At 69.3% G+C, this 14,481-nt stretch carries 7 protein-coding genes; 3 read left to right on the top strand and 4 right to left on the bottom strand.

Annotated features, from left to right (window positions below):
* Positions 1-6,897: SDR family NAD(P)-dependent oxidoreductase (locus tag ABZ707_RS32310; protein WP_360182115.1), on the top strand; the 6,897-nt coding region annotated here is incomplete at its 5' end.
* Positions 6,898-7,051: 154 nt separating this feature from the next.
* Here the strand turns inward: ABZ707_RS32310 and ABZ707_RS32305 are convergent.
* From ABZ707_RS32305 to ABZ707_RS32295, 3 genes are all read right to left on the bottom strand, one after another.
* Entirely contained in the window at positions 7,052-7,948 is an 897-nt protein-coding gene (locus tag ABZ707_RS32305) for an ACP S-malonyltransferase (RefSeq protein ID WP_360182112.1), read from the bottom strand.
* Positions 7,949-8,029: 81 nt separating this feature from the next.
* Entirely contained in the window at positions 8,030-8,887 is an 858-nt protein-coding gene (locus ABZ707_RS32300) for an ABC transporter permease (protein WP_360182109.1), read from the bottom strand.
* Positions 8,884-9,912 carry an ABC transporter ATP-binding protein gene (locus ABZ707_RS32295; protein ID WP_360182106.1) on the bottom strand — a complete coding sequence of 343 codons (1,029 nt, stop codon included), beginning with the start codon at positions 9,910-9,912 and terminating at the stop codon, positions 8,884-8,886. The genes ABZ707_RS32300 and ABZ707_RS32295 overlap by 4 nt, the downstream gene beginning before the upstream one ends.
* A 537-nt stretch (positions 9,913-10,449) precedes the next feature.
* On the opposite strand from ABZ707_RS32295, the gene ABZ707_RS32290 reads away from it, so the two are divergent.
* Complete coding sequence (locus ABZ707_RS32290; protein WP_360182103.1) at positions 10,450-11,103, top strand: thioesterase domain-containing protein; 654 nt, start codon at positions 10,450-10,452, stop codon at positions 11,101-11,103.
* 203 nt (positions 11,104-11,306) lie between these two features.
* Entirely contained in the window at positions 11,307-12,716 is a 1,410-nt protein-coding gene (locus tag ABZ707_RS32285) for a class I adenylate-forming enzyme family protein (protein WP_360182100.1), read from the top strand.
* Between the two features lie 71 nt (positions 12,717-12,787).
* On the opposite strand, the gene ABZ707_RS32280 is transcribed toward ABZ707_RS32285, so the two are convergent.
* Complete coding sequence (locus ABZ707_RS32280) at positions 12,788-14,446, bottom strand: NAD(P)/FAD-dependent oxidoreductase (protein WP_360182097.1); 1,659 nt, start codon at positions 14,444-14,446, stop codon at positions 12,788-12,790.
* Positions 14,447-14,481 lie beyond the last annotated feature (35 nt).

The following is a 14,481-nucleotide window of genomic DNA, read 5'->3' as shown; positions in this document are numbered from 1 at the left end:
GGTCTGGCGCTGTTTGATGCGGCGAGTTCTTCTGCGGAGGCGGTCCTTGTTCCGATGCGTCTGGACTTGGGGGCGCTTCGTGTTCAGGTGAGTGGTGGGGGGATGGTGCCTCCGTTGTTGTCGGGGTTGGTGCGGGTGCCTCCTCGTCGGGCGGTGCGTGGTGGGGGTGGTTCGGGTTCGTTGGCGCGGTTGTTGGGTGGTCTTGCGGAGGGTGAGCGGGATCGGGTGGTGGTGGATTTGGTGTGTGAGCAGGCTGCTGCGGTGTTGGGGTTTGCGGGGAGGGGGATGGTTGATCCGGATCGTGCGTTCAGTGAGGTGGGTTTTGATTCGTTGACGGCGGTGGAGTTGCGGAATCGGCTTGGTGCTGTGACGGGTGTGCGGTTGCCGGCGACGTTGGTGTTTGATTATCCGACGCCTGCGGCGCTTGCCGTGTTTTTGCGTGATGAGGCGTTGGGTTCGGTGGCTGGTGATGTGGTGCCGGTTGCCGCGGTGGCGGTGGGTGATGATGAGCCGATTGTGATTGTGGGGATGAGTTGTCGTTATCCGGGGGGTGTGGAGTCGCCGGAGGATCTGTGGCGGCTGGTGCTCGGCGGCCAGGACGCGATCACCGAATTCCCCCAGGACCGAGGCTGGGACATGGACAGCCTCTACCACGAGGACCCGGACCAGCAGGGCACCAGCTACGTCCAGAACGGCGGATTCCTCCACGAGGCCCACCACTTCGACCCGCTGTTCTTCGGGATCTCGCCGCGTGAGGCGCTCGCGATGGACCCGCAGCAGCGGTTGCTGCTCGAAACGTCCTGGGAGGCGTTCGAGCGTGCCGGTATTGACCCGGCGACGATGAGGGGCAGCAGGACCGGCGTTTATGCGGGCGTCATGTACAACGACTACGGAACGCTCCTCCACCGCAACCCGGACGGCCTCGAAGGGTTTATGGGTACGGCCAGCTCCGGCAGCGTCGCATCCGGCCGCGTCAGTTATGTCTACGGCCTCGAAGGCCCTGCGGTCACCGTTGATACGGCCTGTTCTTCTTCGTTGGTGACGCTGCATATGGCGGTGCAGGCGCTGCGGAACGGTGAATGTGAGCTCGCGCTGGCCGGCGGCGTGACGGTGATGGCGACACCCGGAACATTTGTCGCCTTCAGCAAGCAGCGAGGACTGTCGACCGACGGCCGTTGCAAGCCGTTCGCTGAGGCCGCGGATGGTACGGGCTGGGGTGAGGGTGCGGGGATGCTGCTCGTTGAGCGGCTCTCGGATGCGCGTCGGAATGGGCATCCTGTGCTGGCGGTGGTGCGGGGGAGTGCGATTAATCAGGATGGTGCGTCGAATGGTTTGACGGCGCCGAATGGTCCGTCGCAGCAGCGGGTGATTCGTCAGGCGTTGGCGAATGCGCGGTTGGCTCCGGGTGATATTGATGTGGTGGAGGCGCATGGTACGGGGACGAGTCTGGGTGATCCGATCGAGGCGCAGGCGTTGTTGGCGACGTATGGGCAGGATCGGGATGCTGATCGGCCGTTGTGGCTGGGTTCGGTGAAGTCGAACTTTGGTCATACGCAGGCGGCTGCGGGTGTGGCGGGGATCATCAAGATGGTGATGGCGATGCGGCATGGTGTGATGCCGCGGACGTTGCATGTGGATGAGCCGACGTCGCATGTGGACTGGGCGGCTGGCGCGGTGTCGCTGTTGACCGAGGAGCTGCCGTGGCCTGAGCATGGCCGGCCGCGTCGTGCGGCGGTGTCGTCCTTCGGTATCAGCGGTACCAACGCCCACACCATCCTCGAACAAGCCCCCGCCGACGCGGCATGGGAAGCCGTAGAAACGCCGGACGGCGCTGACGCCACGTACAACGTGACGGCGAACGACAACACGACGACGGTCGCCCGGGTGGATACATCGGCAGGGCCGGTGGTGCTTCCTGTGGTGCCGTGGGTGGTGTCGGGTCGTGGTGAGGCGGGGTTGCGGGCGCAGGCGGGTCGGTTGCGTGCGTTTGTGGAGGCGGGTTCTGGGGTGTCGGTGGGGGATGTGGGGTTTTCGCTGGCGACGTCGCGTGGGGTGCTTGAGGACCGTGCGGTGGTGGTGGGTGCTGATCGTGGGGAGTTTTTGGAGCGGTTGGCGGTGTTGGCGGAGGGGGGTGCTGGTGTTGGTGTGGTGCGGGGTGGTGCTGTTCGGGGCAAGCTGGCGTTCCTGTTCACGGGGCAGGGCAGTCAGCGCCTGGGCATGGGCCGTGAGCTGTATGAGGTGTTTCCGGTGTTCGCGGAGGCGTTGGACGCGGTGTGTGGGGAGCTGGACGGGAGGCTTGAGCGGCCTCTGAAGGATGTCCTGTTCGGCGACGAGGCCGGTTTGCTGGATCTGACGGGGTTCACTCAGCCGGCGTTGTTCGCGGTCGAGGTGGCGTTGTTCCGGTTGGTGGAGGCGTGGGGGTTGCGGCCGGACTTCCTGTCCGGGCACTCGATCGGCGAGATCACGGCCGCCCATGTGGCGGGCGTTCTGTCGCTGAAGGATGCCTGTCTGCTGGTGGCGGCGCGTGGCCGGCTGATGCAGCGCCTCCCTGGTGGTGGCGCCATGGTGGCGGTGCAGGCGTCGGAGGACGAGGTGATGCCGCTGCTCACCGACCGGGTGGGCATCGCCGCCGTCAACGGCCCGTCGTCCGTCGTGGTCTCCGGCGATAAGGATGCCGTTCTGGCGGTGGCGGCGCACTTCGAGTCCGAGGGGCGCAAGACGAAGCGGCTGACGGTGAGCCACGCGTTCCATTCACCGCTGATGGACGGGATGCTGGACGCCTTCCGCAAGGTGGCCCGCAGCCTGACCTACCACACCCCGGCGATTCCGGTGGTTTCCCATCTGACCGGTACCGTGGCCACGGCCGACGAGATCACCGCCCCGGAGTACTGGGTGCGGCATGTCCGGGAGGCCGTGCGGTTCCTTGATGGTGTCCGGACTCTTGAAGAGCAGGGTGTGACTTCGTATCTGGAGCTTGGTCCGGACGGGGTGCTGTCCGCGATGGCACAGGACTGCCTCACCGGCACCGAACCCTCCACCGCCGTGCTGACACCGGCGCTGCGCAAGGGCCGTCCCGAAGCCGAGGCCCTCACCGTCGCCGTGGCCCGGCTGCTGGTCGCGGGCCACAGCCCCGACTGGGAGGCGTACTTCGCCGGCACCGGCGCCCGACGCGTCGAACTCCCCACCTACGCCTTCCAACGTGAGCGCTACTGGATCGACGCTCCGGTCGCCTCCGTCGGCGATGTGGCCTCCGCCGGTCTGGGCACCGTCGGGCACCCGCTGCTCGGTGCGGCCGTTGCCCTGCCCGACTCCGACGGCTTCCTCTTCACCGGCCGGCTCTCGCTCCAGACACACCCCTGGCTCGCGGATCACGCCATCGCCGGAAACGTCCTGCTGCCCGGCACCGCCTTTGTCGAACTGGCGGTCCGCGCCGGTGACGAGGTCGACTGCGACCACCTGGAAGAGCTCACCCTCGAAGCGCCGCTGCTGCTGCCCGAGCACGGCGGTGTCCAGCTACGCCTGTCCATCGGCGAGGCCGACGCGACCGGGCGCCGGGCACTCGATCTGTACTCGCGGCCGGAGGGACTGGCCGACGCGGCGGCGGGAGATCCGGTGCCCTGGACCCGCAATGCCACCGGAGTCCTGGCCCACACCCCCGTGGGCGGACAGCCGCCGGCCGAAGACCTGGCCGTATGGCCTCCGGCGGGTGCCGAGTCCGTCGATGTCGAGAGCCTGTACGACGACTTCGCCGCCACCGGAATGAGGTACGGTCCGGTCTTCCAGGGGCTCAGGGCGGCCTGGCGTCGCGAGGACGAGGTCTTTGTCGAGCTGTCGCTCGCGGAGGGGCCGCGTGCGGACGCCGCGCTCTTCGGCCTGCACCCCGCGCTGCTGGACTCCGCCCTGCACGGCGTGGCCCTCGGTGGCTTCCTGGACGCGCCGGAGAACGGGGCGGCCGATGGCCCGCAGATCCGGCTGCCGTTCTCCTGGAGCGGTGTCACACTGCACGCCGCCGGCGCGGGCGGGCTCCGGGTGCGGATCTCGCCCGCCGGTCCCGAGGCGGTCGCCCTGACCGCGGCCGACGAGACCGGCGCCGCTGTCGCGACCGTCGAGTCGCTTGTCCTGCGGCGGATCGCCTCGGGTCAGCTACCGGCGGCGCACACCACTCACCACGAGTCGCTGTTCCGCCTGGAATGGACCGCGCTGCCGACAGGCTCCGCAGCGGGGACCGCCGTGGGCGCGACCGGCTGGTGGGCCGTCATCGGCGCGGAGGACCCGGAGCTGGCCGCCGCGCTCGACACGGCCGGTATCGGCCATGAGACCTATGCCGATCTGACCGCGCTCGCCGGAGTCGTCGCCTCGGGCAAGCCCCGGCCCGCCGTGGTGCTCGCGCCCTGTGGCCGGTCCGCCGCCGAGGACCTGGCCAGGGACGCCCGCCTGGCCGCCCATGACGCGCTGGAACTCGTCAGGGGCTGGCTCGGCGAAGACACTCCCGCCGGGACCACACTGGCCTTTGTGACCCGGGGCGCCGTATCCGCCCGCCCCGGCGACGAGACGGTGGAAGACCTCGCGCGGACGCCGGTGTGGGGTCTGGTGCGGACGGCGCAGACCGAGAATCCCGACCGGTTCCTGCTGCTCGATCTCGACGGCACGGACGCCTCGGCCCGAGCCCTCCCGGCGGCCGTGGCGAGCGGCGAGCCGCAGATCGCCCTGCGCGAGGGCGCTCTGTACGTGCCGCGCCTGGCGCGAGTCGAGGTCGCCCGGCCGGACCACACCACGGCACATCCCGGGGCCGAGGACGCCGATGCCGTCGACACACACCTCCTCGACACACACCTCCTCGACACACACCTCCCCGACACACCCCGCCTCGATCCCGAGGGCACCGTGCTCATCACCGGCGCCACCGGGGTCCTCGGCGGACTGCTCGCCCGGCACCTTGTCGCTCGACACGGCGTACGCCGGCTGCTGCTCACCAGCCGCCGAGGTGACCGGGCCGACGGTGCCCAGGAGCTTGTCGCCGAACTGACCGGCATGGGCGCGGAGGTCCGTGTGGCAGCGTGCGACGCGGCCGACCGGGACGCGCTGTCGCGGCTTCTCGCCGGCATCCCGCAGGCGCATCCGCTGACCGCCGTCCTGCACACCGCGGGTGTGCTCGACGACGGGCTGGTCACCGCGCTCACCCCGGACCGGCTCGACACCGTGTTCCGGCCGAAGGTGGACGCGGCGTGGAATCTCCATGAGCTGACCGCCGGTACCGGCCTCGCGGCATTCGTCCTGTTCTCCTCCGCCGCAGGAATCTTCGGCGCTCCGGGACAGGGCAACTACGCCGCCGCGAATGTCTTCCTCGACGCTCTGGCCCAGCGGCGGACGGCGGCGGGCCTGCCCGCGCTCTCGCTGGCGTGGGGCATGTGGGAGCAGCGCAGCGCCATGACCGGGGATCTGGCCGAGGCCGACGTCCAGCGGATGGCACGCTCCGGCATGAGTCCACTGACATCGAGGGAGGGCCTGGCGCTGTTCGACACCGCCTGGGACATCCAGGGCGAGCCCGTGCTCGTACCGACCCGTCTCGATCTCGCGCCGCTGCGCGCGCAGGCCACGGCGGGCGCGCTGCCCCGGATCTTCCACGGCCTCGTCCGCGGCACCGGGCCCAGGCGCCGGGCGGCCGTGGCAGGTCAGGCCGGGGAAGGGCCGACGCTGGCGCGGCGGCTTGAGGGGCTGGACGCGGACGCGCAGACGAGGGTCCTGCTGGAACTGGTGTGTACCCAGACCGCCGTGGTACTGGACTATCCGTCGCCGGCGGATGTCGGTGTCGACCGTGAGTTCCTCGAACTCGGTGTTGATTCGCTGACGGCCGTCGAGCTGCGCAACCGGCTCAATGTCGCCAGTGGCCTGCGGCTCCCCGCGACCCTGCTGTTCGACCATCCGACACCGGCCCTTGTCGCCGAGCAGCTCCGGTTGAAGCTGGCGGACACCGTGGCGCCCGCCGCCTCCGTCGATACCGCCGACACCGCGTCCGGTACGGCGGCCGGGGGGAGCGCGGACGGCGACGGCACGTCGTCGACGGTATTCACGACGATGCAGCGGGAGGCCGCGGCCACCGGCCGGGGCGAGGACTTCATGCGTCTGCTGATGGATGTCTCCCGCTTCAGGCCCTCGTTCGCCAGTACGGCCGAGCTCCGCAAGGCACCGGCTGTTGTGCGGCTGTCCCGGGGTGCGACCCGGCCGGCGCTGATCTGCTTCTCGTCGATCCTGTCCATCTCGGGTCCGCACCAGTACGCGCGGTTCGCCGCCGGATTCCGTGGACACCGCGATGTGCGGGCCCTCGCCGCTCCCGGGTTCCTCGCCGGCGAGCAGGTGCCCGCACACCCGGAAGCCGTGGTCGAGGCGCAGACGGAGAGCGTGCTGCGGGAGACCGACGGAGCCCCGTTCGTCCTCCTGGGGCACTCCTCCGGCGGCATGCTCGCCCATGAGGTCGCGGCCCGGCTGGAGTCTGCCGGGGTCTTCCCGGAGGCCGTTCTCCTGCTCGACATCTACTCGCACGACCAGGATGCCGCTCTGGCTCTCCAGCCGGGACTGAGCGGAGGCATGGACGAGCGGCGCGAGAGCTATGTACCGGTGGACGACAGCCGGCTGCTCGCGATGGGCGCGTACTTCCGGCTGTTCGGCGGCTGGAGGCCCAAGGAGATCAAGGCGCCGACCCTGCTGGTGCGTGCCGGGGAGCGGCTCTTCGACTGGTCGCGGGACGGTGACTGGCGCTCGTACTGGGACCTCCCGCACACGGCCCTCGACGTCCCCGGCAACCACTTCACGATGATGGAGGAGCACGCCGGGACGACGGCGCGGACGGTCGAGAGCTGGCTGTCCGCACAACGCGACCACGGCCCCGGCAACGGCTGAGTACCTGAGGGAGCGGGGGCGGCCGACCGGCCGCCCCGCTTTCTTGTCGTCCGCGCTCCCGGTCGTCCCGCCGGGGCGGCCACTGGACCACGGATGACGGACGCCGAACGCCGGACACCCGTGTGGGATGCCCGGCGTTCGGTGTGTGCGAGGTTCAGCGCGGACGGGGCCCGCGTGATCGCTTGCCCGGCCCCACGCGTACGACCTCGAAGCTGGCCTTTGTGCGGTCCAGCCGGTGGAAGAGGTTGTCGGGGCCCGTGATGCAGAGCTTCGCCACCCCGGACTCCTTCAGCGTGGAGACCACACGGGGCCAGTGGATCGGCCGGTCGAAGGTGTCCAGCAGCATGGTCCGCATCTCGTCGGCCGTCTTGATGACCGTACCGTCCTGATCGGTGACGACGGGCAGCTCGGGGTCGGCGAGGTTGTACTTCGGAAGGATCTCCTCGGCGACCCGCCGCCGCAGGCCCGTGAAGGCGGGGGCGTGCACGGCCGGGACCATGGTGTACATGGAGTAGCCGCCCGCCTCGCTGATGGACCGCTTGAGGCCGTCCAGATCCGGTTCGTGCACGGACAGCATGGTGAAACCGTCGTCAAGATGGCCCGAGAAGTCGTACCAGGCACCCCGCTCGTCGAATTCGGCGAGAATGGGCCGCAGTTTCTCTTCCGGTGTCCGTACGAAGGTGTGCGTGACCGCGTCCTGGTACTCCTCGGTGAAGTACGCGTGTTCCGCGCGGGCCATCTCCGCGGTGAGCCGGACGACATCGGCGAAGGGCAGACAGCCGGCATAGGCGGCTGCCGCCTTCTGGCCGAAGCTCGGCCCGACACAGAAGTCGGGGCGGATTCCGAGCGTGTCCTCGGCCCGGTCCGCCGCCGCCATCGAATTGACCAGGAAAGCGATCTGCGTGGACTCGGAGTAGTCGTCCTCCTGGGAATCCCGAAGACCGTCGAAGACGGACATGCCGAGAGCCTTGTCGGCCTCGGCGAGGCGTTTGCGCGCATAGGGGTCGAGGAGCAGGAACCGGCCTACTTCGGAGAATTGGGAAGGTCCCATGCCCGGGAAGACGATCGCGGTGCCCGCTTGTTCGCGTGGCGTCATGGTCGAGAGCCGTTCTCGTGTGTTCGGACTGTCACGTCAGTCCAGCGCCCTGCGGTAGAAGCCCCGTACCCCGATGAATCCGAACAGCAGGGTGGCCGCGCCGATGGCGATGACGCAGATGTACAGCGGGATGGAGCCGGGACCCGTGGGCTGTGTCAGCAGTCCACGCATGGCCTCGCTCACATAGGTGAGCGGGTTGAACGCGCAGAGGATCTGGAACCAGCGGATGTCCGACAGGCTTCGCCACGGGAACTGCGTCGCCCCGGTGAACATGATCGGGGTCAGTGTCATGGCGAAGACGATGCTGATGTGACGGGCGGGCGCCAGCGTGCCGATCGTCAGGCCGACGGCGCCGCCGGCCACTCCGCCGAGGGCGAGGACCCCGACGGTCTCCGGCAGTGTGTGCAGCGGCCAGGAGACATTGTCGAGCAGCAGCAGACCGATGGGGATCATCAGCAGCGAGCCGATCAGGCCGCGGATGGCGCCGAAGACGACCTTCTCCACCGCGACCAGGGCGGTGGGCACGGGCGCGAGCAGCCGGTCCTCGATCTCCTTCGTCCAGGAGAAGTCGATGGCCAGCGGGAGCGCGGTGTTCTGGAGGCTGACGAGGAAGCTGCTGAGGGCGACCACACCCGGCAGCAGGACCTGCTCGAAACCGGGCGTCGTGTAGCCCAGTTCGCCGAGCACCTTGCCGAAGACGAAGAGGATGAAGAAGGGCTCGACGAGGACCTGCCCGAGGAACGGAGCCAGCTCGCGGCCGGTGACGAAGATGTCGCGCCAGAGAATGAAGAAGAACGTCCGCCAGAGGGCCGGCACGGAGTCCTGGATGGGCGCGTCCTGCGGTTCCTGCTGACCCGGGGGAGCCGTGGCGGCGGCGGGCGCGGAGGTGGTCATCGAAGCTCTTTCCCGGTCAGCTCGACAAAGACGTCTTCCAGGCTCGCCCGGCCGACGCGCAGGTCATTGATGTCGCAGTGGGCGTCGGCCGCGATCTTGATCGCGGCGGGCAGGATCGCCGCGGAGTCGGCGTCGCTGTAGACCCGCAGCCGCACCGCGGCCCCGGGGGAACTCCCGCCGTCCGGAGGCACGTTGTCGCCGTCCTCGTCGGACTTCCGCAGGATCTCGACCCGCTCGACGAGCGCGAGGCCGCGCAGGGCCGCGACCACGTTCTCGATGCCGCTGCCGGGCGGTGTCACCGTCAGGGTCAGCGTCGTGTTGCTGATCGACTCCACCAGATTCCGCGGGGAGTCGAGAGCGAGCAGCTTGCCGTGGTCGACGATGCCGACCCGGTCGCAGAGCTTCGCGGCCTCCTCCATGTTGTGCGTGGTGATGACCACGGTCACACCGCGCCCGCTCAGATCGGCGACGCGCTCGTGCAGGAAGAGCTGGGACTGCGGGTCGAGTCCGGTGGTCGGCTCGTCGAGGAACAGCACGCGGGGCCGGTGCATCAGCGCGCGACCGATCATCACGCGCTGGGCCTGACCGCCGGACACCTGGTCGGCGCGGGCCTTCCGGTGATCGGCCAGCCCGATCCACTCCAGGGTCTCGTCGGCCAGCCGGTTGCGGTCCGCGCGCGACAGCCCGTGGTATCCCGCGTGGAAGGTGAGATTCTGACGGATCGTCAGGGAGCGGTCGAGGTTGTTGCGCTGCGGTACGACGGCGAACGACTGGCGGGCGAGGGCGGGCCTGGCCACCACGTCGACGCCCTGCACGAACGCCTTCCCGCCGGTCGGGCGGACCCGGGTCGTCAGCACACCCAGCGTCGTCGTCTTGCCCGCGCCGTTGGGCCCGAGGAACCCGAAGACCTCTCCGTGGGGCACGGTGAAACTGAGGCCGTCGACGGCCGGAGTCTCCCGGCCGGGATACCGCTTGACCAGACCGTCGACAACGACGGCGAATTCCGTGGGACGTGTTGTGTTCATAGTGGCCTGTTGATCAGACGGAACACGAGAACGGCAGCACAGTGCCGAACGGAGCCGGTACAGGCGACCCGCTGCGCTGTCGTGCGCCGATTCCAATGGGACACGGAAAGAATGCTCGCCTTTTCTAACACGCGCGGCCGGCCGGCCGCCGTGGCCTGCGGCGGGAGTAGGGGAGACGCGGAGAAAGTCAGGGGAGACTAGGGGGTCATAGGGGCCCGCCTTCCGGCGGGGCGGCCGGGCGCCTTAACGGTCGTTGTGCGCCCGCAGGGGATGACGGGGCAGACGTTAGGGGTTGTGGCCCGTGGAAAAGGAATCATACCCTCGCGGTGCGAGCGCGACGTGAATTCTCATTCACGGAGTGCGATGCCTTGGCAGTGGGCGCCGACGGGGAAAGGATTCGCTCTCTGGTGCTCTCCGGGAAATGCCGCCGCCGGCGAACCGGACCGGCCCGGTCGGTGACGGCGGCCGGACCGGCGTGGTCACGTTCCCCGGCACGCCCGCAACGATCCCCCCACAGGCATGGCAGGGAGTGCCCCCGTGAGCAAGCCCGAGCCCGACGACATCGGGATCATACGAATCCTGGAACCGGCGACGCCCAGCAGTTTCCGGCTGATCTGCTTCCCCGAGGCGACGAGTTCCACGTCCTACTACCTCTCCCTGTCGGAGCTGCTGCTGCCGACCGTCGAGGTCCTGGCGATCCAGTACCCGCCCGGCCATGGCGAGGACGGCGACAGGGAGATCACGTACCACCCGGAACTGGCCGACAGGATCTTCGACGCGCTCGGCGAGTGGACCGACCGTCCCTTCGCGCTCTTCGGCCACCGCGCCGGTGCCTATCTCGCCTTCCGCGTCGCCGAACGCCTCGAACGGGAGACGCAGACCGCACTGCTCACCCTGTTCGTCTCCGGCAGCACCGCCCACGGGGCCGGCCCCACGCTCGGCCCGCCGACGCTCTGCTGCCGTATCGCCGCCCTCGCCGGTGACCGCGACCCGCAGGTGCCGCTGCGCGGAGTACGGGCCTGGCGGCGGTGCACAAGCGGCCGGTTCGACCTTGAGGTCTTTCCCGGCTCCCGCGACGGCTATCTCGCCTCCAGCAGACGAGAGGTCGTCAACCTCGTCCACGACCAACTGCTCTCGCTCTCCGGCCCCGACACCGAAGGGGAGGCAGGCACCGACGACAAGGGGGTCTGAGACCCGTCCGGCGGATCTCAGCGAACCGGCCCGCGCCACCGGCGCCGCACCCGTGCGGCGGCACCGTCCCCCTACGGACGTACGGGACGGCACCGCGGGGCGCACCCCGGCCCGTGAGAGTGCAGAACGCCGGACAGACAGGTCTCGGGGGCCGGACAGCCCCGGGTCTCCCGTACCCCACAGAGAAAAGGAACGTACGACCGATGACTGCGAAGATCTTTGCTGTCGACTCGGTACAGTCCCTCGCCGACTTCGAGCAGGACGCCCTGCGGCTCGCCGCCGTGATCCGCGAGCAGGGAGTGGGACCCGGCGAGCGCGTCATCCTCAAGGCCGGCAACTCCGCCGGCTATGTCGCCACACTGTTCGCCCTGATGCATGTGGGCGCCTCCATCGTCCTCATCGACCAGCAGGAACATGTCGACGAGACCCGCCGTATCGGAGTGCGGACCGGCGCCAAGGTCGCGTTCGTCGACGACGACGCGCCCATCGACGCCGAGGCGAACTCCATCAACCTCTACGAGCTGATGGTCTCCGCCGCCGGCCGTGAACTCGCCCCCGGCGAAAGGGCCCTGTCCTTCGACGGCTGGGGCGACCTCCCCGACGGCCTGATCATGTGGACCTCCGGCTCCACCGGCACGCCCAAGGGCGTTGTCAAATCGGGACGCAAGTTCCTCAAGAACCTGGAGCGCAACGCCGCCCAGGTGGGCCACCGTTCGGACGACGTCCTGATGCCACTGCTGCCCTTCGCCCACCAGTACGGCCTCTCCATGGTGCTGATCGCCTGGCTGGCCCGTTGCTCCCTGGTGATCGCCCCGTACAAGAGACTGGACCGCGCGGTGCGGATGGCCGGACGGACGGGCGCGACGGTGATCGACGCGACACCGTCGAGCTACCGGAGCATCCTCAACCTCGTCGGCAGGAAGCCCGCACTCCGTGCGGACCTCGCCCGAGTCAGGATGTTCTGCGCGGGGGCGGCCCCGCTCGACGCGCCGCTCGCCGAGCGGTACACCGAGGAGTTCGGCCTGCCACTGCTGGACAGCTACGGCAGCACCGAGCTGGGCAATGTCGCCTTCGCCACCCTCGACAACCCCGTCTCCTGCGGCCGGGCCATGGAGGGCATCACCCTGCGGATCGTCGACGAGGACGGCCTGCCGGTGCCACCGGGCGAGGCCGGCGAGATCGAAGTCGACACCCCCGACGCGCTCGAAGGCCACCTGGCCGAGGACGGCACGGTCCTGCCGTCCCCGGCGGGCTGGCGGCGCACCGGCGACCTCGGCCATCTGGACGACAACAACAACCTGTTCGTCCTCGGCCGGAAGTTCGCCGTCAACCGCATGGGGTACACGCTGTACCCAGAACTCATCGAACGGAAGGCCGCCGCCGTCTGCTCCGTCCGCATCGTCCCGCTCCCGGACGAACGGCGCGGCGCCCAACTGGTCTTCTTCGTCGAGGACGAGCAGCGGCGGGCGGCACAGCACTGGCGCGATCTGCTGGCCGACGCCCTGCCGGAGTACGAACAGCCCAACCGGGTCGTGGTGCTGGACAGCTTCCCGCTCAACCGCAATGGCAAGCCGGACAAGCGCGCCATGGAGAAGCTCGCCGCCGAGGCGTAGCGAGAGTGAGCGGGGGTGGCGACGGAACTCCGTCGCCACCCCCGCCTCGTGTCCCGATGGGGCGCAACACCTCACTCGTACGGCAGCTCCACCGGGGCGAGCGAGTGGAACACGTCGCCCGGTCCGGGGTTGTCCGGATGCGTCGCCCCGCCCAGCCGGTCGAGCACACCCCACACGGCGTTCAGCGCGGTACTCACCGCCCCCTCCGCGAAGCCCGCCGTCCAGGAGACATCGTCCCCGCAGAGAAAGAAGCCGCGGTGCCGCTCGTCCGTCCGCTCCTGCATGAACTGGGTGAACAGCCGTCTCTGGTAACGGTATTGGCCCGGCAGGTTCGACTTGAAGGCGCCCATGAAGCGTGGCTCGGTCTCCCAGGTGACGGTCAGCGGGTCACCCACGATGTGTGAACGGATGTCGACACCGGGGTAGATGGCGGCGAGCCTGGTGAGCAGCACCTCCAGGCGCTCCCGGGTGGAGAGGGTGGCGAACTTCAGCGAGTCGTCGTTCCAGGTGTACGACAGGCACATCACACCCGGCCGGTCGGGGCCGTCGTCGAAGAGGTAGACACCGCGCGGCATCCGGTCGGTGAGCGTCATGGCCATGGTGTCGTGGCCGGTGACGGGATCTGGGTCCCGCCAGAACGGCCGGTCCGTCAGCACGAACAGCTTCGAGGCGCCCATGTAGTGGGTCCGTTCGACCGCGGTCCAGTGTGACGACGGCAGCAGCACCGGATCGCAGTCGACCCGGCTCAGCAGTGTCCACACATGCGGGCTGAAGACGACCGCGGGAAACTCCTCGCTCCCGCCGTTCCCGTCCTCGACACGGATACCGCCGCCGGTACGCCGCAGCCGGGTCACAGCGGGCCGGGTGGTCCCGCCGTGCAGCGAGGCGAGGGAGGTACCGGCCGGCCAGTGCGCGATGGTCTCGGGTGCGTGCTGCCACAGCCCGCGCGGCACCTGCTGCGAGCCGCCGACGATGCTGACGTGGTTGTCGTCGGCCTCGGTGAAGACGACGCGCAGGATCTCCAGGACCGAGTTGGGAAAGTCGGTGTCCCAGCCGCCGGTGCCGAAGCCCACCTGGCCGAAGATCTCACGCTGCCGGAACGACCGGAAGGCGGGTGTGGTGGCGAGGAATCCGTAGAAGGACTGGTCGTCGTACTCCCGGACCAGCCGGTTCCAGACGGACTTGAGGGTCTCGATGTCACGCCGCCGGATGGCCTCCTTCATGGTCGACAGCTCGGCCCGCTCCTGCAGCGCCTTGTCCCAGGCGTCGGCGACCTCCTGGTAGACACCGGGCAGATCCTCGGGGGTGCGTCCCCGGACCGCGGTGCCGCCCAGGTCGATAAGGGTGCTGGGGGTGCTCGGCGCGAGCGGGTTGGGGAAGGGACGCGTCCGCAGACCGAGTGTGTCGATGTAGTGGAACAGCGCGCGGGCGGAGACGGGAAAGCGCATGGCTCCCATCTCCGCCACACAGTCGGGGTGGCCGGGAAAGGGAATGGACCGCATCCGGCCGCCGAGCTGTTCCGCCTCGTAGACGACGGGCCGCAGTCCCAGCCGCATCAGTTCGTACGCGGCGGTGAGCCCCGCTATCCCGCCGCCGACCACCGCGACAGGGGTACCGGCCCTGTCCGGCGGCAGCGTGCCCAGTCCGGCCGGATGGCGCAGCCATCTCTCGTAGGAGAACGGGAAGTCAGGCACGAGCATCGTTATCGGAGGCAGGGTGGCTGACGTCATCAGGGGAACCTCTCGGGCCGAGTCGGCAGCGGTGT

The organism is Streptomyces sp. NPDC006923 (assembly GCF_040635655.1).
Taxonomy (GTDB): Bacteria; Actinomycetota; Actinomycetes; order Streptomycetales; family Streptomycetaceae; genus Streptomyces.
Note: the sequence above shows the minus strand (reverse complement) of the source record. Positions and strands in the feature narration are given on the sequence as shown.